Below are 19608 nucleotides of genomic sequence, written 5' to 3' on the forward strand. Positions count from 1 at the left end.
CCACGCCTACGGTCGCGCGACCGACACCCCGGCCCACCTGGCGGCCCTCACCTCGGCGGACCCGTCCGCGCGTGAGGCCGCGCGCGGCTGAGTTCGGCGGCGCGGTCGGCGACGGCGGTGCCCAGCTCGGCGGTGGTGGCGCTGCCGCCCAGGTCGGGGGTGCGGACCGCACCCTCGGCGAGGACCTCGCAGACGGCCCGGTCGACGGCCGCCGCCGCGGCGTGCTCGCCGAGGTGCTCCAGCATCATGGCGCCCGCGAGGATCTGGGCGACCGGATCGGCGATGCCGAGCCCGGCGATGTCGGGCGCGCTGCCGTGCACGGCCTCGAACATCGACGGCGCGTCGCGCGCGGGATTGATGTTGCCCGAGGGCGCCAGGCCCAGACCACCGGTGACGGCGGCGGCGAGGTCGGACAGGATGTCGCCGAACAGGTTCGAGCCCACGATCACGTCGAGGCGGTCGGGGTGCAGCACGATCTCGGCGGCGAGCGCGTCGACGTGCATCTGCCGGGTCCGCACGGCCGGGTATTCCGCGGCGATCCGCTCGAAGACGCTGTCCCAGTAGGGCATCGAGTGGATCAGCCCGTTGGACTTGGTCGCCGAGCAGAGCAGGCCCGAGCGTTCGGCCGCCCGGTTGAAGGCGTAGCGGATGATGCGTTCGCAGCCGGTGCGGGTGAACACCGATTCCTGCAGCACGAATTCGTCCGGCCTGCCCGGATTGTGGATGCCGCCGATCTCGGAGTACTCGCCCTCGGAGTTCTCGCGCACGATGAGCAGATCGAGGTCGGCGGCCGTGCGGTCGCGCAGCGCCGATTCGGTGCCGGGCAGCAGCCGCACCGGCCGCAGGTTGACGTACTGCCCGAAGGCGCGGCGCAGCGGGATCAGCAGCCCCCACAGCGAAACATGGTCGGGCACACCGGGAAAGCCGACGGCGCCGAGGAAGATCGCGTCGAATCCGGTCAGCTGCCGCACGCCGTCGTCCGGCATCATGGCACCGGTGCGCAGATAGTTCTCGCACGACCAGTCGAATTCGGTCCAGGAGACGCCGGGCAGGACCCGGTCGATCACCTTCACCGCCTCGGCGGTCACGTCCACGCCGATCCCGTCGCCCGGAATGGTCGCGATCCGGTAGCTGCCCACGCCTGTCTCCCTACACCTTGACGCCGATGTACTTGATCTCCAGGAACTCGTCGATGCCGACGGATCCACCTTCCCGGCCGAGGCCGGACTCCTTCACGCCGCCGAACGGCGCCGCCGGATTCGACACGACCCCCTGATTGAGGCCGACCATGCCGGTCTCGAGCGCCTCGCACACGCGCAGCCCGCGCCGCAGATTCTCGGTGAACACGTAGGCGACCAGGCCGTACGGGGTGTCGTTGGCGCGGGTGACGGCCTCGTCCTCGGTGTCGAAGGTGCCGATCGCCGCGACCGGACCGAAGATCTCGGTGTGGCAGAGTTCGGCGTCGTCGGGCACGTCGGTGAGCACGGTCGGGGGATAGAAGGTGCCGGGTCGGTCGGTGGCCTCCCCACCGAGGAGTACGCGCGCGCCGCGCCCGGTGGCATCGGCGACCAGCCGCTCCACCTTGGCGACGGCGTCGGCGTCGATGAGCGGCCCGACGACCACGCCCGGCTCGGTCCCGCGGCCCATCGGCAGGGCGGCCATGCTCTCGGCCAGCCGCTCGGCGAACGCCCCGGCGACACCGCGCTGCACCAGGATCCGGTTCGCGGCCGTGCAGGCCTGCCCGATGTTGCGCATCTTCGCCGCCAGCGCGCCGTCCACGGCCTCGTCGAGATCCGCGTCGTCGAACACGAGCAGCGGCGCGTTGCCGCCCAGCTCCATCGAGGTGCGCATCACCGTGCGGGCGCACTGCTCGAGCAGCAGCTTCCCGATCGCCGTCGAGCCGGTGAAGGAGAGCTTGCGCGAGCGCGTGTCGGCGATGAGCGGGGCGATCAGCGCGCCGGGGTCGGCCGTGCTGACGACATTGACCACCCCCGCGGGCACCCCGGCCTCGGCCAGGATCGCCGCCAGCGCCAGCATCGACAAGGGCGTCTGCTCAGCGGGTTTCACGACACAGGTGCAGCCGGCCGCCAGCGCGGGCGCGATCTTGCGCGCGCCCATCGCCATCGGGAAGTTCCACGGCGTGATCAGCAGGCTCGGCCCGACCGGCTGCCTGGTCACCAGGAATCGGGAACCCCCGCCCGGCGCGGGCAGATAGCCGCCGTCGAGCCGGACGGCCTCCTCGGCGAACCACCGGAAGAACTCGGCGGCGTAGGCGATCTCGCCGCGCGCCTCGGGCAGCGGCTTGCCCATCTCGAGGGTCATCACGAGGGCGAGGCGGTCGGCGTCGGCGAGCAGGGCGTGGTGGGCGCGGATCAGGATGTCGGCCCTGGTGCGCGGTGGCGTGCGCGCCCAGTCGGCCTGCGCGGCGGTGGCGGCGGTGAGCGCCGCGAGGCCGTCCTCCGGGCGCGCGTCGGCCACCGAGCACAGGGTCCGGCCGGTGGCGGGGTCGAGGACGGGCAGGGCGACGGGGGAGTCGCGCCACGTGCCGTCGATGAACAGGCCCTTGGGCACGCTGTCGATCGCGGCCCGCTCGGCGGCGTCCAGCGGTGCCTCGTGCTCACGCAGTCCTGTGCTGCCCCCGGACTCGTCCATGCGTTGCCCTTCTCCCGACACGGCGGATCAGCCATTGCTGTGACCCCTGCCGCCATGTTATGCATATTGTCAACAATCCGACAATAGACAATCAGGGGAGCGTTCATGACCGCGTTGTCTCCCGTCCTGAAGCAGGCCACTCCCGTCCAGGTCGACCACGGCGCGGGCTGCTACCTCTACGACACCGACGGCCGCCGCTACCTGGACTTCACCGCGGGCATCGGCGTCACCAGCACCGGCCACTGTCATCCCGCCGTGGTGGCGGCGGCGCAGGCGCAGGTCGCGCGGCTGATCCACGGTCAGTACACGACGGTGATGCACCGTCCGCTGCTCGAACTCACCGAGCGCCTCGGCGCGGTCCTGCCCGAGGGGCTCGACGCGCTGTTCTTCGCCAACTCCGGCAGCGAGGCGATCGAGGCGGCGCTGCGGCTGGTGCGTCAGGCCACCGGTCGGCCGAATGTGATCGTCTTCCACGGGGGTTTCCACGGCCGCACTGTCGCGGCCGCGACCATGACCACCTCGGGCACGCGCTTCTCGGCGGGGTTCTCCCCGCTGATGTCCGGTGTGCACGTCGCGCCGTTCCCCACCGCGTTCCGATACGGCTGGACCGAGGAGCAGGCCACCGACTTCGCGCTGCGTGAGCTGGACTACGTGTTCGCCACCCTCACCTCGCCCGCCGAGACCGCGGCGTTCGTCGTGGAGCCGGTCCTCGGGGAGGGCGGCTACATCCCGGGCAACACCCGGTTCTTCCAGGGCCTGCGCGAGCGCGCCGACCGGCACGGCATCCTGCTCGTCGTCGACGAGATCCAGACCGGCTTCGGCCGCACCGGAAAGTTCTTCGGCCACCAGCACTTCGGCGTGCGACCCGACGTGATCACCATCGCGAAGGGCTTGGCCAGCGGCTTCCCGCTCTCGGGCATCGCCGCCTCGCGCGAACTGATGGCGCGGGCCTGGCCCGGCTCGCAGGGCGGCACCTACGGCGGCAACGCGGTGGCATGCGCCGCCGCGGTGGCCACCCTCGAGGTGATCGAAGCCGAGGGCCTGGTCGGCAATGCCGCCGCGCGGGGGACCCAACTGCTCTCCGGCGCACGGGAACTCGCCACCAAGGCGGTCGGTGACGTGCGCGGGCTCGGACTGCTCGTCGGCTCCGAGTTCACCACGGCGACCGGCGAACCCGACACCGAGACCGCCACCGCCGCCCAGCGGCTCGCGGTGGCGAAGGGGCTGTTGCTGCTGACCTGTGGCGCGCACATGAACGTCGTCCGGATGATCCCGCCGCTGATCGTCACCGACGCCCAGATCGAGGACGCGCTGGCCATCTGGTCCGACGTGCTCGCCGAACTCTAGGCCACCGCGCCGGGAAGCAGGATCCGATGGCCCGCTACATGAGCATCACCCTCACCAAGGCCGGCGTCACCTGCCGGGCCCGGCTGCTCGACGACGAGGCGCCCGCCACCTGCGCGGCGGTCTGGGACGCGCTGCCTCAGGAGGGCGACGCGTTCCACGCCAAGTACGCCCGCAACGAGGTCTACACCCTGGTGCCGCGGATCGGCGCGGCACCGCGTCGCGAGAACCCCACCGTCACACCGATTCCCGGCGACGTGTGCCTGTTCGACTTCGAACCGTGGGAGATCGGCAACCCCGCCTACGGCTACGAGCCGGGGTCCGCGGCCCACCACGCCAAGGGCGCCACCGATCTGGCGCTGTTCTACGGCCGCAACAATCTGCTGATCAACGGTGACCTCGGCTGGGTGCCGGGCAGTGTGTTCGCCACCATCGAGGACGGCCTCACCGAGCTCGCCGCCGCCTGCAACGGTCTCTGGTTGCGCGGTGTCGAGGGGGAGACGCTGGCCTTCGCCCGCGCCTGACACCCCGGCCGGATCAGGCGCTCAGCACGTGTTCGGCGTGCCGGGCGACCGCGAGCACGAGGTCGTCGGAGTGCCGCGGCCCCACGATCTGCAACCCGACCGGCAGCCCGGCGCGGGTGCGGCCGACCGGAATGCTGATGGCGGGCTGCTGGGTCATGTTGAACGGATAGGTGAACGGCGTCCACTCCGGCCACCCGCCGAGTCCGCTGCCCGGGGGCACGTCGTGCCCGGCGGCGAACGCGGTGCCCGGCATGGTCGGGGTGATCAGCACGTCGAAGGCCATGTGGAAATTGCCCATGGTGATGCCCAGTTCGGCGGCCACGTGACGGGCGTCGAGATACTCCACCGCGCTGACGGATTCGCCGCGCGCCCACACCGCGCCGAGTCCGGGATCGACCCGCTCCCTGGTGCCGGCGGGGTACTTCGACAGCATGGTCGCCGCCCCCGCGGCCCACAGGATCTCGAACGCCTCGCGCGGATCGGCGAAGCCCGGGTCGACGGCGTCGATGACGAGATCGGCGGCCAGCGTCCGCACCGCGGCCTCGACGATCTCGGCGACCTCCGGGTCGACGCCGGCGTAGCCGAGCGTGGCGGAATAGCCGACCGACAGGCCGCGGACATCGCGCTGCATCTGGCCGCGGAAGGTGGTGAGGGTGGGCGCGAGCGCGGTGGGGTCGCGTGGGTCGGGCAGCGAGAGGATGTCCATCAGCAGGGCCGCGTCCTCGACGGTGCGCGTCATCGGTCCGGCGTGGGCCAGGGGGCCGAACGGGCTGGCCGGGTAGAGCGGGATCCGGCCGTGCGTCGGCTTGAAACCGACGATGCCGCAGAACGAGGCCGGAATGCGGATGCTGCCGCCGCCGTCGGTGCCGACCGAGACCGGCCCCATGCCCGCCGCCACCGCCGCGGCGCTGCCGCCGGACGAGCCGCCCGCGGTCGTGCGCGGATCGGCGGGATTGCGGGTGATGCCGGTGAGCGGGCTGTCGGTGACGGCCTTCCACGCGATCTCCGGGGTGGTGGTCTTGCCGAGGAACACCATCCCGTCCTCGCGCAGGCGGGCCGCCACCGGGCTGTCCACCAGCCACGGTCCGGCCGCGTCGACGGACGTGGAGCCACGCAGCGTCGGCCAGCCCTCGGTGAGGAAGATGTCCTTGATGGAGATCGGCACGCCGTCGAGCAGGCCGCGTGGATTGCCGGAATGCCAGCGTGCCTCGGAGTCCTTGGCCTGCACCAGGGTCCGGTCCGGATCGACCAGGCAGAAGGCGTTGAGTTCGCCGTCCCTGGTCGCGACGGCGTCGAGGCAGGCCTGGGTGGCCTCGACGGGGGACAGCTGCCCGGCGGCGTACGCCGAGACCAGCTGCACCGCGGTCATGGCGGTGGGATCGGTGGGCGGATCGAGGTCGGGCTGCGTCATGGCGGGCTCCTTCAGCCGGGCACGTACCCGAGCGTCTTGTCGACAACGTTGTGCAGCGGCCTGCCGTCGGCCCACCTGCCGAAGTTGTCGGTGAATGCGCGGACGATCTCGGCGCGCCAGCCATGGAAATCACCCGAATTGTGCGGTGTGAGAACCACATTCGGCAGATCCCAGAGTGGGTGCCCGGCAGGCGGCGGCTCCGGGTCGACCACGTCGAGCGCGGCCGCGGCGATGGTGCCGTGACGCAACGCGGCGACGAGATCGTCGGTGACCACGAGTTCCCCGCGGCCCACGTTGACAAACCTGGCGTGGGGTTTCATCGCGGCGAACGCGGTGGCGTCGAACATCTTCCTGGTCCGCTCGGTGAGCGGTGCGATCGCGACGACATAGTCGGCGGTGGGCAGTTCGGCGTAGAGGTCGGTGCTGATGGTGCCGAAATCCGGATCGTCCGCGCGTGCCCGCCGGCCTACGCCGCGCACCTGCATCCCCGCGGCGCGCAGCAGGCGCGCGGTGGCGCGCCCGATCGAACCGGTGCCGACGATCAGCGCCGTCGCGCCCGCCACGCGTTCGGACTCCCGGTGCCGCCACTCGTGCCTGCGTTGCAGGCGCATGGATTCCGGCAGATCCTTGGCGAAGGCGATGATCTGGCCGAGCACGTACTCCGCGATCGGGCCGTCGAAGACGTTGCGGGTGTTGGTCACCACCACCTCGGAGGCGCGCAGTTCCGGGAACATCACCGGATCGACGCCGACGCCGCCCATATGCAGCCAGCGCAGCCGGTCCGCGGCGTGCCACGCGCCGGGCACGGCCGGACTCTGGAAGTCGTAGACGAACAACACCTCGGCGCCACGCAACGCGTCGGCGAGCCCGGCGGCCTCCGTGTAGCGCACCACGGCACGATCGGCGACGGGGGCCATGAGGTCCGATGCGGGCACACTGTCACGATGCAGGACGGTGACAATCGGCCCCTTTTCCACGTTGACACCGTACGAGCAGATCGTATGATTGTCAACAATCCGATCGTGTTCAGCGTTCTCGGAGGTCTGCCCGGCTGAGCGCGAGAGGGGCCAGGAGTGGAGTTCACCTTCCCGGAGATCGACGGACCGGTGGCCCAACGGGGTATCGGCATCATCGCGCCGTTCGACCTGGCCCTCGAACGCGAGCTGTGGCGGTGGGCGCCCCTGGAGGTGAGCCTGCACCTGGCGCGGACACCCTACGAACCCGTGCCGGTCTCGCTGGCCATGGCCGAGCTCGTCTCGAATCCCCTGCACCTCACCGCGGCCACCCACAACGTGCTGCACGTGGAGCCGGAAGTCGTGGCCTACCTGTGTACGTCGGGCAGCTTCATCCACGGCCTCGCCTACGAGCGATCCCTGCGCGAGACGATCTGCCTGGCCGGCGCGCCCGACGCGGTGACCACTTCGGGTGCCCTGGTGGAGGCCATCCGGCACCTGAACATCACCCGGATGTCGGTCATCACCCCCTACGACGAGGTGCTCACCGGCCGCCTGCACGATTTTCTCGCCGAGGCCGGGTGCGCGACGATCCGCTCCGATCACCTCGGGCTCGGCGGCGGCATCTGGAAGGTCAACTACCGCACCATCGCCGAACGCATCCTCGGCGCCGACGACCCGCGCTCGGAGGCCATCTTCGTCAGCTGCACCAACCTGCCCACCTACGACGTGATCGAGCCACTCGAACAGGCACTGGGCAAGCCCGTGCTGACCGCCAACCAGCTCACCATGTGGTCCTGCCTGGGCCGGATGAAGCTGCCCATGATGGGCCCGGGGAAATGGCTGGTCAATGTCTTCTGAGCACGTCACCCGCGATCGGAGAACGAGATGCCCGTAGCCACCGTCGGATTCATCTACCCCGACCACGCCGCCGAGGACGACTACCCCCGCGCCGCCGCCCTCCTCGACGCCGCGCTGCCGGTCGCCCACATCTACGGCACCGACCTGCACGCGATCCCCGAACTGCTCGATCTCGGCAGCCCGGCGAAGCTGCGCCACGGCGCCGAACTGCTCGCCGCCAGCGCGCCCGCCGCGGTCGTCTGGGCATGCACCTCGGGCAGTTTCGTGTACGGGCCCGAGGGGGCGCGCGGCCAGGTCGACGGGTTGGCCGCGGCGGCGGGGGTGCCCGCCTCCAGCACCAGCTTCGCCTTCGTCGCGGCCGCGCGCGCCCTCGGCCTGCACCGGGTCGCGGTCGTGGCTAGCTACCCGGACGAGGTCGCGCGGTTGTTCGTGGACTTCCTGGCCGACGCCGGCATCGAGGTGGTGTCGATGACGAGCGCCGGGATCGACACCGCCGCCGAGGTCGGCACGCTCACCCCCGACCAGGTCCTCGCGCTGGCGCTCGCCAACGACCATCCCGGGGCTCAGGGGCTGCTGATTCCGGACACGGCCATGCATACTCTCGAAGTGCTCCCGAAACTCGAGGCCGCGCTGGGCAAGCCGGTGCTGACGGCCAACCAGGTCACCATCTGGGAGGGACTGCGGCTGGCCGGGGTCAGGCCGGTCGCCGCGGGCTTGGGAGCGCTGTTCGCCGAGGGAGGCCGCCATGTCGATCACTGACTTCGAACCGGTCAATCAGCAGTCGACCGCGGAGATGATCGCCGACCGCCTGCGCGCGGCGATCATGCGCGGCGCGCTGGCGCCGGGCAGCCAGCTCGGCGAGGCCGATCTGGCCGCCAGTTTCGGCGTCTCGCGCGGACCGGTGCGCGAGGCGATGCAGCGGCTGGTGCAGGAGGGTCTGCTGTTCAGCATCCGCAATCGCGGCATCTTCGTCATCGAACTGGCCATCGACGACGTGGTCGACATCTACCGCGCCCGCACCGCGCTCGAAGGCGGCGCGCTCGAGCTCATACTCGACGGGCGCCGCGAGATCGCCTACGCCGCACTGCAACCCAGCGTGGACGCGATGCGCGACCGAGCGGCGGCGGGTGACGCGCCGGGTGTCTCCGACGCCGACCAGGAGTTCCACGAGGCCCTGGTCGGTGCCGCCGACAGTCCGCGCCTGGTCCGCGCGGCCCGCACCCTGCTCATCGAGACGCGCATGTGCCTCGGCGCCCTGCAGACCACCTACCCCGACCTGCGCGACCAGGCACGCGAACACGTCGACCTGCAGGAGGCGATCGGCGCCGGATCGCCGGACCGCGCCCGCACCCTGCTCGTGGAACACATGGACGACGCGGTCCGCCGCCTACGCGACCGCTAGCCGGCCGGGCGCCGCGGACCGGGCAGCGCCGTATCCCGCGACATCCTCGCGGGATACGGCGCCGACGTAGACCTCGATGTGATCCGCGCGTGGTGGTCGTTGCGGAGCCTCCGCGGGGCCCGCTGGCTGGTCGAGCACGGGTTCGACCCTGCCGCGCCGGGCTGCGAGGTCGATGTGCTGAGAACCCAGGCGAGCCGGGGCTGAAAGCACGTGGCCGATGTCGGGTCTGTTCTGGCGGACGAGGGTGGTGTCAGTGGGGGAGGGGCAGGAGTTCGACCAGGGTGCCGCGGCCGGTGCCCGGGGGGAGGACGGCCAGGGCCTGGCAGCCGATGAGGCCGGCGAGGTGGGGTGTGTGGGCGGGGCCGGTGCTGCGCCAGACGCCGCCGATCTGCTGGTGAACGGGGACGATGCGGGTGGCGGAGCCCTCCATCACTCCGGCGTCGGAGAGCCTGCCCCACATGGTCGGGCCGGGCGTGCGCTGGGTGAGCGCGTCGACCACGGCGGGGCCGATGGCGAGCAGGGCGGCGACGGCGGCGAGTGGATTGCCCGGCAGCCCGAGCAGGACCCGGCCGTCGGGGAGCTGGGCCACCAGGGTGGACCCGCCGGGCCGGATCGCCGCGCGCTCGACGACGATGCGCGCACCGAGGTCGGCGAGCAGGGCGCGCAGGTGATCGGCGGCGCCGCGGCCGGTGGCCCCGACCATCACCACGAGGTCGGCGTGCGATTTCAGCGACAGCCAGGAACGCAGAAGATCGCGTCCGTCGGCGAGGTGCCACAGGCCGGTGCTCTCGATGTCGCAGCAGCGCAGGAACTCCGGCAGCACGGGGCCGAGCGAGTCCCTGGTCTCGCCGGCGCCGAGCGGGCCGACGGCGCGGATCTCGTCACCGGTCATCACCACATCGGCGCGGAGCGGACCGCGTACGGTCACCGTCTCGGCTTCGGCGCTCAACGCGGCCGAGGCGAGTGCGGGGGAGATCCGTGTGCCCGCCTGGGCCAGTTCGACTCCGCTGCCCCAGTGCTCGCCTTGGCGCCGGGTGTCGTCACGCACGGGTGCGCCGGGAGAGCGCATCACCACCGGGTTGCCCGACACGGTCGTGGTCACCACGTGCTCGTCGCGCAGGGTCGCGGTCGTGCCCAACGGGGTGGCGGCGCCGGTCGCTATCCGCACCGCCTCACCGGGCGCGAGCACCACCGAACACCCGCGTCCCGCGTAGCGGACCTCCTCGTGCAGCCGCCACCACGGTCCCGGCCCGGCCACCGCGTAGCCGTCCATCGCGGCACTGTCCACCCGCGGCAGGGGCGTGCCGGTGGTGAGCGCGGCAGCCAGTGTCGCGCCGACGGCCTCGGCCACCGGGAGTTCCCGCACCCCGATCGGCCGCAGCCGCTCCGCGATCCGCGCACGCACCTCGGCCAGCCCACACCCCACCGCCGCATCGACCACACCCACGCGTGCGCTCACCACGTCCACCCTCCGCCCACAGTTCACCGACGATCCACCACATCGTCCGCACCCCCCATTACCTGCGATTTTCCCCCCAGTTGCCCCCCGATGACGTTGTCCTCACCCCACGGCCCCCGCTCCGGTGCGGGTTCCGGGTCAGGGCGTGAGGCCTCGGCCGGTGAGGAGGACGCCGAGGTAGCCGAGTTCCTGGCTCTGCGACTGGGCCATGGCGCGGGCGGATTGTTTGACCGGGCCCGTCGGGAGCAGGGTGTCGGCGGCGCGGGCCATGGTGATGCCGCCCGCGTGGTGGCGGTACATCAGGCGCAGGAACAGGGTTTCGGCGTCGGCGCCGCGGGCGGCGGAGAGGGCGTCGAGGTCGGCGGTGGTGGCCATGCCGGGCATGGTGGTGGCCGAATCATGGTGGTGTCCGGCGGTATTCGCCATCCAGGTCATCGGCCGCGGCGCGGTGGGGGCCGCGTTCGCGAGCTGGGTCCAGCCGAGCAGGGTGCCCAGCTCCACCCGCTGGGCGTCGGCGATCTGGTCGGCCAGCCTGCGTACCGCGGGATCGGCGGCGGGGTCGAGGCGTTCGGTGAGGATCAGCGCCTGCTGGTGGTGGGCCGTCATGTCCTGGACGAACCCGAGTTCGGTCGCGCTGAGCACCGGTGCCGCGGCGGCCTTCTCGGGAAACAGCAGCGGCCGCAGGCCCGCGCCGAGCACCAGCAGGAACACCGCGACACCGACCAGTCCGGCCGCGCGCACCGCCCGGTTCACGACCCGACCGTGGACTGCTGGTCGGCGGGCGGGGTGTACACCTCGTTGTCGAGTTGCAACACCATGAACCCGTTGTCGGAACAGGTGACATAGAGCTGATCACCGCGCCACTCCGGTGGCGAGAAACACCAGTCGCTCGACATGTCGCCGAACGCGACATCGCCGGCCCGCGCCGTGAGCACCTGCGAAGGATCGAACAGCCCCTCCGCCATGGCCCGCAGCGCGGCGGGCGCGCTCATCACCGGCACCCCGATGATCGAGGCCAGCGCGTGCGGCGAGTTCCACAGCTCCAGATTGCGTCCGGTCCGCGCGGGTGGATTGAAGTACGCGATCTCGCGGATCGCGCCGGGATCGCGCACATCGAACACCCGGATGCCCGAAGAGATCCACCCGCAGGCCAGCGCCGTCGGATCGTCGGGCCGATCGGCCGCGCAGTAGTGCGACTCGTAGGCGAACGCCGAACCACCCATCGACGAACCGACATTGGCGTCGATGTTCGCCGGCAGATTGACCTCCAGTTTGATCTTGGACACGATCCGTGGATCGGTGTCGTCGGAGACGTCGAGGAGTTTCACCCCACCGGAACCGCCCTCGTCGACGGTGAACACGTGCCGCACCCCGGCATAGGTCACCGGCACGCTGTGCTGGGTGGCCCAGCCGTCGCTCCAGAACGTCCGGCCCAGGTGCGGCACCTGCGGATTCGGGTCCCGCCGCTGCACCGCGCTCACATCCAGGACGGTGAACCCGCCGAGCGCCGAGATGTAGAGCCGGTTCCCGTCCGGGCTCACGCCGAGCCCGTGCGCCTCGATCCCGGTGAGGCCCTGCCAGATCACGCGCGGCTGGGACGGATCGGTCAGATCGATCGCGCTGACGAATCCCGGCGCGATGCCCGAGGCCCAATAGGTGCGGCCGTCGGGGGAGAACCCGCCCTCGTGGGTCGTGATCGGCAGCGGCATCAGCAGATTCGTGCCGGTGCCCGGATTGAGCAGGCGCGGATGCGCGCAGTCGGAGATGTCGTAGACCGACAGGTACCCGGCGCCGATCCCCACCGGCACCCCCGTCCCGACGAGGAGTTTGCGCGCGGTGTTGACCTTCAGGGTCTCCCAGGTCCCGGCCAGCATCGCCGGCTCGGTGAGGGTCGCGGTGAGCCGGGGATTCGCGGGATCGGACGCGTCGAGCACCTGCACGCCCGGATGCTCGCTGAGCATGGTGCCGGGGAAGAACGACCCGACGTAGGCGCAGTGCTCGAAGCTGGTCGAGGTGATCCCGGCGCCGCGGCCGGTGTAGCGGCCGAGCATCGATATGTTGCAGCGGTAGCCCTCGGTGCTGCGACCGCTGTCGCGGTCGCCCGCGGGGACGTCGCCCTGCATGCCGGTCTCGGGCAGGGATCCGGGGCCGCAGTCCGCGCGCGGGACCGAGGTCCGCCCGACCTCGAGGAACTCGCGGACCGTTCCGGCGAGGTCGGCGACCGGGTCGGCCGCCGCACCGGCGGGCAAACCGATGGCTATCAGTGCTGCCGCCACCGCGAGCGCCATGGCGCGCGGGTATCCGATCCGTCGTCGCATCGAAACCTCCCCAACTCTGCGGCCGGAGCTGACTCAGACAGTTGTCTCCGGTATGAGGGATGGTAGAGCGCCCGACGCCGCCGTGCGGGCGGTTTCCGCGGACCCGTACGGGCTCACGGCCCGCTTCCCGCCTCACCGTCCGGGAAAGCTGTACGGTTGCCTCAGTTTCGAATGGGTATACCTCTTGGGCCGTCTCCGCGACCGGAAAGGACTCGGATTCCATGTCGAACGATGTGATAGGGAGGTCCGGCGACGCGGACCGGACCGAGAAATCGGTAACCGGTGTGTCGCCGGACGAGCCACGGCGGGATCGGCCACGGCTGGACCGACTCGTCTTCAGTGCCACCGCGATCGGGGCGCTGGCGTTCGTCGCGTGGGGCGTGCTGGACGACAAGAGCCTGGCCTCCGCGGCCGGGAAAGCGCAGAAGTGGGTCATCACCAACACGGGCTGGCTGTTCGTCCTGGTCGCCACCGCGTTCGTGGTGTTCGTGATCTGGCTGGCGATCAGCCGCTACGGCCGGATCCCGCTGGGCGCCGACGACGAGAAGCCCGAGTTCCGTACGGTCTCGTGGATCGCGATGATGTTCAGCGCGGGCATGGGCATCGGTCTCATGTTCTGGGGTGTGGCCGAACCGCTCTCGCATTTCGTGAACCCGCCACCGCACACCGCGGCCGCGGGCAGCCCGGAGGCGGCCGAGGTGGCCATGGCCACGACGCTGTTCCACTGGACGCTGCACCCCTGGGCGATCTACGCCGTCGCGGGTCTGGCCATCGCCTACGGCACCTTCCGCAAAGGCCGCTCGCAGCTGATCTCCTCGGTGTTCCGGCCGCTGCTCGGCCGCCACGCCGAGGGTCTGGGTGGGCGCGCGATCGACATGATGGCGATCTTCGCGACGCTGTTCGGCTCGGCCGCCTCGTTGGGCCTCGGCGCCCTGCAGATCGGCGCGGGCATGGAGTTCAACGGCTGGATCGACGGCATCGGCAAGATCGGCCTGGTCGCCATCATCTCCGGCCTGACGGTCGCGTTCGTGCTGTCGGCGGTGTCGGGCATCGAGCGCGGCATCCAGTGGCTGTCCAACATCAACATGGTGCTGGCCCTGGTGATCGCGGCGTTCGTGTTCATCGCGGGCCCGACCCTGTTGGTGCTCAACCTGATTCCGACCTCGATCGGCGACTACATCGAGATGCTGCCGACCATGGCCTCGCGCACCGGCGCGAGCGACGAGGCGATGCAGGCGTGGCTGTCGAGCTGGACCATCTTCTACTGGGCCTGGTGGATCTCGTGGACCCCGTTCGTCGGCATGTTCATCGCGCGGATCAGCCGCGGTCGCACCATCCGGCAGTTCGTCACCGGCGTGCTGCTGGTGCCCAGCGTGGTGAGCCTGCTGTGGTTCGCCGTGTTCGGCGGGGCGGGCATCTTCGAACAGGGCAAGGACGGCGCGCTCACCGAGGCCGACGGATCCGTCGACTCCAACTTCACGCTGTTCCACCTGCTCGATCAGTATCCGATCGTCGGGGTCACCACCGTGCTGGTGATGATCCTGGTCGGCATCTTCTTCGTCTCGGGTGCCGACGCGGCCTCCATCGTGATGGGCACGCTGTCCGAGCGCGGCAGCATCGAGCCGTCCAAGCCGATCGTCATCTTCTGGGGCGCGGCGACCGGCGCGGTGGCGGCCATCATGCTGGTGATCGCCGACTCCGACGACCTCGGTGGCGCGCTCACCGGTCTGCAGGCGCTGACGACGGTCGTGTCGCTGCCCTTCCTGGTGGTGATGGCGGCGATGTGCGTGTCGCTGTACAAGGACCTGCGGGAGGATCCGCTGATCCTGCGCGCCGATCGCGGCATCGAGCTCGTGGAGACCGCCGTCGACCTCGGCACCGAACAGCACGACGGTGACTTCTCGCTGGTGACCGAACCGATGGAGGAGGTCATCGTGATCGAGAAGCCGGTCGATCTCGGCAACGGGCTCGACGCGGAGAAACCGCTGGACCGCAGCTAGTTCCCGGTCCGCTCCAGGACCGCCGAGAGTTCCGTGCACGCTGTATGGAGACGGTCACGCAGGACCTCGGCGGACTCGCTGATCGCCGCCTGGGCGCGCACGTATTCCGCGCGCCCGGGCGGTGTTTCTATGCGCACCGGCTCGTAGCCGAGGTCGCGAAGATCGTAGGGGCTCGCGCGCATGTCGAGTTCGCGTGCGGTGCAGGCGAGTTCGAAGCAGTCGAGCAGCAGGTCCGAGGAGATCAGCGGCGCGAGCTTGAAACCCCACTTGTACAGGTCCATGTTGGCGTGCAGGCAGCCCGGCTGTTCCCGCTGCACCTGGTCGGCCCGCGTCAGCGGCTCGGCATTGCGGCCCACCGCCTCGGGGGTGAAGAACCGGAACGCGTCGAAATGGGTGCAGCGCAACGACATCGACTCCACCACGGCGTCGGTCCCGGCGTGCCCGAGCCGCAGCGGCACCTGCTGATGACGCACCTCGTCGGTCCGGTACACCATCGCCCATTCGTGCAAGCCGAAGCACGACAGCTGTGCCGGGCGGGTCGCGGTCGCGCTCAGCAGTCGCGCCACGAATTCGATGGTGTCGCGGCGTTTGCGCAGATACGCCGGATCCGCGGTGTACACCGCGTCGCCCACCCGGTGGTATCCCCGCGCGTCCGCGTAGTCGTGCGCGTCGGCCATCCCGATCCCGAACCCGGGATGCCAGCGCCGCAGCTGTGACGGCTTGTTGCCGTAGTAGGTGAACAGGAAATCGATGACCGGATGCGTGGTCCCCGCTGCCCGCCGCTCCAGATACGGCCCGACCAGACGATCGAGCCGCTCCCGATGCTCCCCGGCACGCGCCCGCCACTCGACCGCCGGTAATACCCGCGGGTCGAGAGACAGGTCCAGGTTGTCGCGCGTGCTCACCCGGCCATTCTCCCGCACCGCGCGGTCGTCCTCGGCCGCCCCCGCGTGCCGAACGTGCGAGACCTGGTCGCAGGGGAGGAGTTGACTGTGCCCCGAGGGCATGGTTTCCACTGGTGGTCGTCGAGCGGTGCGCGGTCGAGGCGGCGCGGGAAGGAAGACGATGGCGTGGAGTACGCGGCAACTCGCCGAGCTGGCGGGCACGACAGTCAAGGCGGTGCGGCACTATCACGACATCGGGTTGCTCGCGGAACCCGAGCGCGCCGCGAACGGGTACAAGCAGTACCGCACCGAGCATTTGGTGCGGCTGTTGCAGATCAAGCGGCTCAGCGACCTCGGCGTGCCCCTGGCGCAGATCGAGGCGATGGGACGCGCGGACGAGGACCCCGACGCGGCCATCCGGGTGCTGGACGCCGAGCTCGCGGCGACCATCGAGCGGCTGCAGCGGATCCGCGCGGAACTGGCGGTCCTGCTGCGATACCGGGCGCCGGTCGACGTGCCGACCGGATTCGGTCATCTCGCGCAGGAGCTGTCCGCCTCGGATCGGTCGCTGATCACCGTCTACTCGCGGCTGTTCACCGCGGAGGCGATGACGCAACTGTCCGAGATGGTCGCGCGACGCCATCCCACCGATGACGAGTTCGACGCGTTGCCCGCCGACGCGAGCGCCGACACGGTCGAGGATCTGGCCGAGCGGATGGTTCCCGTCATCCAGGACCTGCGGCAGCGGCACCCCTGGGCCGCCGATCCCGCCGCCTACACCGCACCGGCCGTCGAGGTCACCGCCGACACGGTCGCGCAGGTGCTGCGCGACCTCTACAACCCGGCGCAACTGGGGGTCCTGCGCCACATCGAATCCATCATGGCCGACGACGGTCGCCGTTCCGGAGGAGCCACCCATGACGACAACGACGAATGACGCCCTGCCCGAGCTGATCGACATCGAGGAGTTCTTCGCCGACCCGGAGTTCTCCGGGGCCACGATCTCGCCGGACGGCACCCGCATCGCCTACCGCGCGCCCGCGTACGGCAGGCTCAACATCTGGGTGCGCGGCATCGAGCAGGACCACGCCGACGCCGTCTGCGTGACCCACGACGCGCGGCGCGGCATCACCGCCTTCCACTGGACCGACGATCCGCGCTGGCTGCTGTACCTGCAGGACACCGACGGCAACGAGGACTGGCACCTGTTCCGGGTGGACCTCGACGCGCCGGGTGAACCCGCCGTCGACCTGACCCCGATGGCGCCGGGCTCCCGCGTCTTCGGGATCGAACGGTCGACCGAGGTTCCCGGCACCGTGCTGGCCTGGATGAACCGGCGGCCGATGTTCCTCGACACCTTCCGCATCGAGGTCGCCACCGGGGTGACCACCCTGCACCTGGAGCAGACCGAACCCGGCACCACGGTCCTGCTGGACCGCCGGGAGCGACCGGCGTTCGTGTCACGGCAGGCCGACGACGGCACCATCGAGTTCCACGCGATCGACCCCGAGACCGGGGACGAGCGCCCGCTGCAGCGCATCGGCGGCGCGGAGCATCCGGTGGGCGTGCAGCCCCAGCTGGTGACGCCGCACGGCGACGCTCTGCTCGTCGGCGTGTATCAGGACTCCGACGAGCTGGCCCTGGTCCGTATCGATCGGGAGACCGGCGAGCGCGATGTGGTGGCCGCCGTGCCGGGGCACAGCCTGGACATCATGGGCACGATGGCGCCGGATGTGCTGCCGCCCACCGTGTTCCGCAGCAGGCGGACCGGGGAGGTGCTCGCGGCGCGGTTCGTCGGCGACCGGCCCCGGATCGAGGTGGTCGACCCGGCCTTCGCCGAGATCTACGCGCGGCTCGCCCGGCTGTCGGACGGCGTGCTCGGCACGCTGTCCTCGGACGAATCCGAGCGGTGCTGGGTAGCGACCTTCGTCCACGACCGCGATCCGGCGGTGGCCTGGCTCTACGACCACGAGACCGGCGAGAGCAGGCAGCTGTTCCGCGCCTATCCGCGCCTGGACCCGGCGACGGCGGCGCCGATGACCGCGGTCGCCTTCGCGGCGCGCGACGGACTGCCCCTGCACGGTTTCCTCACCCTGCCGGTCGGGGTCGAACCCCGGAAGCTGCCGTTGGTGCTGCTGGTGCACGGCGGGCCGTGGGCGAACGACTCCTGGGGATACGACGCCCCGGCGCAGTTCCTCGCCAACCGCGGTTACGCGGTGCTGCAGGTCAACTTCCGCGGCTCGACCGGCTACGGCAGACGCCACCTGACCGCGGCGATCGGCGAATTCGCCGGTGCCATGCACGACGACCTCATCGACGCGGCCGACTGGGCGGTCGCCGAGGGCTACGCCGACCCGGCGCGGATCGGCATCATGGGCGGGTCCTACGGGGGCTACGCAGCCCTCGTCGGGGTCACCGTCACGCCCGACTACTTCGCCGCCGCCGTCGACTACGTGGGCATCTCGGATCTGGCGAACTTCCTGCGGACCCTGCCGCCGTTCGTCCGGCCCTACAACGTCAACAGCTGGTACCGGTACGTCGGCGACCCCGAGGACCCCGCCCAGGAGGCCGACATGCGCGCCCGCTCGCCGCTCACCATGGCCGACCGGATCCGCACCCCGCTGCTGGTCGCCCAGGGCGCCAACGATGTCCGGGTGGTGCAGGCCGAATCCGACAACATCGTCGCCTCCCTGCGCGAGCGGGGTGTGCCGGTCGAATACCTCGTGGCGCAGGACGAGGGGCACGGTTTCGCCAACCCGGAGAACCAGATCCGGTTCTATCGCGCGGTCGAACGGCATTTCGCCCGGCACCTGGGTGGGCGCGCGCTCGAGCCGATTCGTTAGCGCACGCAAGGAACCGGCATCGCTGATAGGTTGCGTGCCATGTCCGCCCCCGAACCCGCCGACGACCTCGCCCCGCCCCGCCGCACCGTCCAGCGCATGCTCGGTGGTGCCGCCCTGATCCTGGTGGCGGCGGGGCTGCTGTACACCGGCATCGACGCGATCGTGGACCCGGGCGCCGTGGTCGCCGGGTCGTCGCGCTCCGCGCGCAGCCCGGACACCGACGCCGAGGCGAAGATCGGCGGATTGCTGATGTGCTTCTTCGGGCTGACGGTCCTCGGCTTCGGCATCGGTCTGTTCAGCAGCAAGACCTCGGTGCGCTCGGCCCTTGGCGTGCCGAACGATCGGACCGGATCCGGCCACCAGAACTAGAACGCGTTCTATCATCGGACGCATGGACCTCATCGCGATCGAGGAGATCAAGCGCCTCAAGTATCGCTACTTCCGCACCCTGGATCTCAAGCAGTGGAGCGACTTCGGTGACTGCCTGGCCACCGACATCAAGGCCAGGTACGGCACCCACGCGATGGGCGACCCGCTGCACTACGACTCGCGCGAGGCCGTCGTGCGGTTCATGTCGGAGAACCTGGGTCCGCAGATCGTCACCGTCCACATCGCCAACCATCCCGAGATCGACGTGGACGGCTCCGTCGCCCGCGGCACCTGGGCCTTCGAGGACACGGTGCTCGTCCCCGACTACAAGATGCGCATCGAGGGCGCCGGCTACTACTTCGACGAGTACCGCAAGGACCCCGACGGACAGTGGCGCATCACCGCCACCGGCTACGAACGCATCTACGAGTCCCGCACCTCCCTGGCCGACACCCCGAGCTTCACCCTCCTGGCGAACCGCTGGGCCGAGAACCTGCCGCACTGAGGTTCCGGTGGTCTCGACAACCCACCCGAGATGCCGACGACGGGCCGCGGTCACTCCGGACCGGAACCGCAGTGACCGGACGA

The 19608-nt window shown here is 70.7% G+C and carries 18 protein-coding genes; 10 read left to right on the forward strand and 8 right to left on the reverse strand.

From position 1 onward, the window contains the following. Positions 1-47: 47 nt before the first annotated feature. Both AB0H56_RS18785 and AB0H56_RS18790 read right to left on the reverse strand, forming a co-directional pair. Positions 48-1139, reverse strand: coding sequence for a tartrate dehydrogenase (locus tag AB0H56_RS18785; protein WP_357164542.1), 1092 nt, complete (start codon positions 1137-1139; stop codon positions 48-50). Positions 1140-1149: 10 nt separating this feature from the next. Further along, on the reverse strand, positions 1150-2652 hold the full coding sequence (locus AB0H56_RS18790) for an NAD-dependent succinate-semialdehyde dehydrogenase (RefSeq protein WP_357164545.1): 1503 nt from the start codon (positions 2650-2652) through the stop codon (positions 1150-1152). A 105-nt stretch (positions 2653-2757) separates the two neighbouring features. Here AB0H56_RS18790 and AB0H56_RS18795 point away from each other — a divergent pair, with 105 nt between their 5' ends. Beyond that, positions 2758-3999, forward strand: coding sequence for an aminotransferase class III-fold pyridoxal phosphate-dependent enzyme (locus tag AB0H56_RS18795; protein ID WP_357164548.1), 1242 nt, complete (start codon positions 2758-2760; stop codon positions 3997-3999). Between the two features lie 26 nt (positions 4000-4025). Continuing rightward, on the forward strand, positions 4026-4520 hold the full coding sequence (locus tag AB0H56_RS18800; RefSeq protein ID WP_357164551.1) for a DUF3830 family protein: 495 nt from the start codon (positions 4026-4028) through the stop codon (positions 4518-4520). A 13-nt stretch (positions 4521-4533) separates the two neighbouring features. Here AB0H56_RS18800 and AB0H56_RS18805 read toward each other — a convergent pair whose 3' ends face one another. Both AB0H56_RS18805 and AB0H56_RS18810 read right to left on the reverse strand, forming a co-directional pair. Beyond that, positions 4534-5931 (reverse strand): amidase, encoded by a 1398-nt coding sequence (locus AB0H56_RS18805; protein WP_357164554.1) that lies wholly within the window; start codon positions 5929-5931, stop codon positions 4534-4536. Between the two features lie 11 nt (positions 5932-5942). Beyond that, positions 5943-6908 (reverse strand): D-2-hydroxyacid dehydrogenase, encoded by a 966-nt coding sequence (locus tag AB0H56_RS18810; RefSeq protein ID WP_357164557.1) that lies wholly within the window; start codon positions 6906-6908, stop codon positions 5943-5945. 96 nt (positions 6909-7004) lie between these two features. Between AB0H56_RS18810 and AB0H56_RS18815 the strand changes: the two genes are divergently transcribed. The 3 genes from AB0H56_RS18815 to AB0H56_RS18825 are packed head-to-tail and all read left to right on the forward strand — an operon-like array spanning position 7005 to position 9147. Continuing rightward, positions 7005-7745, forward strand: a complete 741-nt coding sequence (locus tag AB0H56_RS18815; RefSeq protein WP_110035438.1) for an Asp/Glu/hydantoin racemase — start codon at positions 7005-7007, stop codon at positions 7743-7745. A gap of 27 nt (positions 7746-7772) precedes the next feature. Then, positions 7773-8504 (forward strand): maleate cis-trans isomerase, encoded by a 732-nt coding sequence (locus AB0H56_RS18820; RefSeq protein ID WP_357164560.1) that lies wholly within the window; start codon positions 7773-7775, stop codon positions 8502-8504. After that, positions 8491-9147 carry a GntR family transcriptional regulator gene (locus tag AB0H56_RS18825; RefSeq protein ID WP_357164563.1) on the forward strand — a complete coding sequence of 219 codons (657 nt, stop codon included), beginning with the start codon at positions 8491-8493 and terminating at the stop codon, positions 9145-9147. Before AB0H56_RS18820 ends, AB0H56_RS18825 begins: the two co-directional genes overlap by 14 nt. A gap of 250 nt (positions 9148-9397) precedes the next feature. Here the strand turns inward: AB0H56_RS18825 and AB0H56_RS18830 are convergent, their stop codons facing one another. From AB0H56_RS18830 to AB0H56_RS18840, 3 genes are all read right to left on the reverse strand, one after another. Next, positions 9398-10606: a molybdopterin-binding protein gene (locus AB0H56_RS18830; protein ID WP_357164566.1), complete on the reverse strand. Its 1209-nt coding sequence runs from the start codon at positions 10604-10606 to the stop codon at positions 9398-9400. Positions 10607-10744: 138 nt separating this feature from the next. Continuing rightward, on the reverse strand, positions 10745-11359 hold the full coding sequence (locus AB0H56_RS18835; RefSeq protein WP_357164569.1) for a DUF305 domain-containing protein: 615 nt from the start codon (positions 11357-11359) through the stop codon (positions 10745-10747). Beyond that, on the reverse strand, positions 11356-12924 hold the full coding sequence (locus tag AB0H56_RS18840) for a hypothetical protein (protein ID WP_357164572.1): 1569 nt from the start codon (positions 12922-12924) through the stop codon (positions 11356-11358). Before AB0H56_RS18840 ends, AB0H56_RS18835 begins: the two co-directional genes overlap by 4 nt. 221 nt (positions 12925-13145) lie before the next feature. On the opposite strand from AB0H56_RS18840, the gene AB0H56_RS18845 reads away from it, so the two are divergent. Beyond that, positions 13146-14924, forward strand: coding sequence for a BCCT family transporter (locus AB0H56_RS18845; RefSeq protein WP_244198017.1), 1779 nt, complete (start codon positions 13146-13148; stop codon positions 14922-14924). On the opposite strand, the gene AB0H56_RS18850 is transcribed toward AB0H56_RS18845, so the two are convergent. Further along, positions 14921-15805, reverse strand: a complete 885-nt coding sequence (locus AB0H56_RS18850) for a 3-methyladenine DNA glycosylase (protein WP_357165226.1) — start codon at positions 15803-15805, stop codon at positions 14921-14923. The two genes, AB0H56_RS18845 and AB0H56_RS18850, sit on opposite strands and share 4 nt — an antisense overlap. 184 nt (positions 15806-15989) lie before the next feature. Here AB0H56_RS18850 and AB0H56_RS18855 point away from each other — a divergent pair, with 184 nt between their 5' ends. Genes AB0H56_RS18855 through AB0H56_RS18870 form a run of 4 tightly spaced genes read left to right on the forward strand, consistent with a single transcriptional unit; the run spans position 15990 to position 19525 of the window. Continuing rightward, on the forward strand, positions 15990-16745 hold the full coding sequence (locus tag AB0H56_RS18855) for a MerR family transcriptional regulator (protein WP_357164576.1): 756 nt from the start codon (positions 15990-15992) through the stop codon (positions 16743-16745). Continuing rightward, complete coding sequence (locus tag AB0H56_RS18860) at positions 16726-18651, forward strand: S9 family peptidase (RefSeq protein WP_357164579.1); 1926 nt, start codon at positions 16726-16728, stop codon at positions 18649-18651. Before AB0H56_RS18855 ends, AB0H56_RS18860 begins: the two co-directional genes overlap by 20 nt. Positions 18652-18690: 39 nt before the next feature. Then, complete coding sequence (locus AB0H56_RS18865; protein WP_357164582.1) at positions 18691-19020, forward strand: hypothetical protein; 330 nt, start codon at positions 18691-18693, stop codon at positions 19018-19020. Between the two features lie 22 nt (positions 19021-19042). Next, positions 19043-19525: a nuclear transport factor 2 family protein gene (locus AB0H56_RS18870; RefSeq protein WP_357164585.1), complete on the forward strand. Its 483-nt coding sequence runs from the start codon at positions 19043-19045 to the stop codon at positions 19523-19525. The last annotated feature ends 83 nt before the right edge of the window (positions 19526-19608 follow it).

It is taken from the genome of Nocardia sp. NPDC050717 (genome assembly GCF_040654275.1).
Taxonomy (GTDB): Bacteria; Actinomycetota; Actinomycetes; order Mycobacteriales; family Mycobacteriaceae; genus Nocardia.

Bases quoted from the DNA above. Each gene is read 5' to 3' on its own strand.
- AB0H56_RS18790 (WP_357164545.1), bottom strand. From the start codon at position 2,652: ATGGACGAGTCCGGGGGCAGCACAGGACTGCGTGAGCACGAGGCACCG.
- AB0H56_RS18795 (WP_357164548.1), top strand. From the start codon at position 2,758: ATGACCGCGTTGTCTCCCGTCCTGAAGCAGGCCACTCCCGTCCAGGTC.
- AB0H56_RS18800 (WP_357164551.1), top strand. From the start codon at position 4,026: ATGGCCCGCTACATGAGCATCACCCTCACCAAGGCCGGCGTCACCTGC.
- AB0H56_RS18805 (WP_357164554.1), bottom strand. From the start codon at position 5,931: ATGACGCAGCCCGACCTCGATCCGCCCACCGATCCCACCGCCATGACC.
- AB0H56_RS18820 (WP_357164560.1), top strand. From the start codon at position 7,773: ATGCCCGTAGCCACCGTCGGATTCATCTACCCCGACCACGCCGCCGAG.
- AB0H56_RS18825 (WP_357164563.1), top strand. From the start codon at position 8,491: ATGTCGATCACTGACTTCGAACCGGTCAATCAGCAGTCGACCGCGGAG.
- AB0H56_RS18840 (WP_357164572.1), bottom strand. From the start codon at position 12,924: ATGCGACGACGGATCGGATACCCGCGCGCCATGGCGCTCGCGGTGGCG.
- AB0H56_RS18845 (WP_244198017.1), top strand. From the start codon at position 13,146: ATGTCGAACGATGTGATAGGGAGGTCCGGCGACGCGGACCGGACCGAG.
- AB0H56_RS18855 (WP_357164576.1), top strand. From the start codon at position 15,990: ATGGCGTGGAGTACGCGGCAACTCGCCGAGCTGGCGGGCACGACAGTC.
- AB0H56_RS18860 (WP_357164579.1), top strand. From the start codon at position 16,726: ATGACGACAACGACGAATGACGCCCTGCCCGAGCTGATCGACATCGAG.
- AB0H56_RS18865 (WP_357164582.1), top strand. From the start codon at position 18,691: ATGTCCGCCCCCGAACCCGCCGACGACCTCGCCCCGCCCCGCCGCACC.
- AB0H56_RS18870 (WP_357164585.1), top strand. From the start codon at position 19,043: ATGGACCTCATCGCGATCGAGGAGATCAAGCGCCTCAAGTATCGCTAC.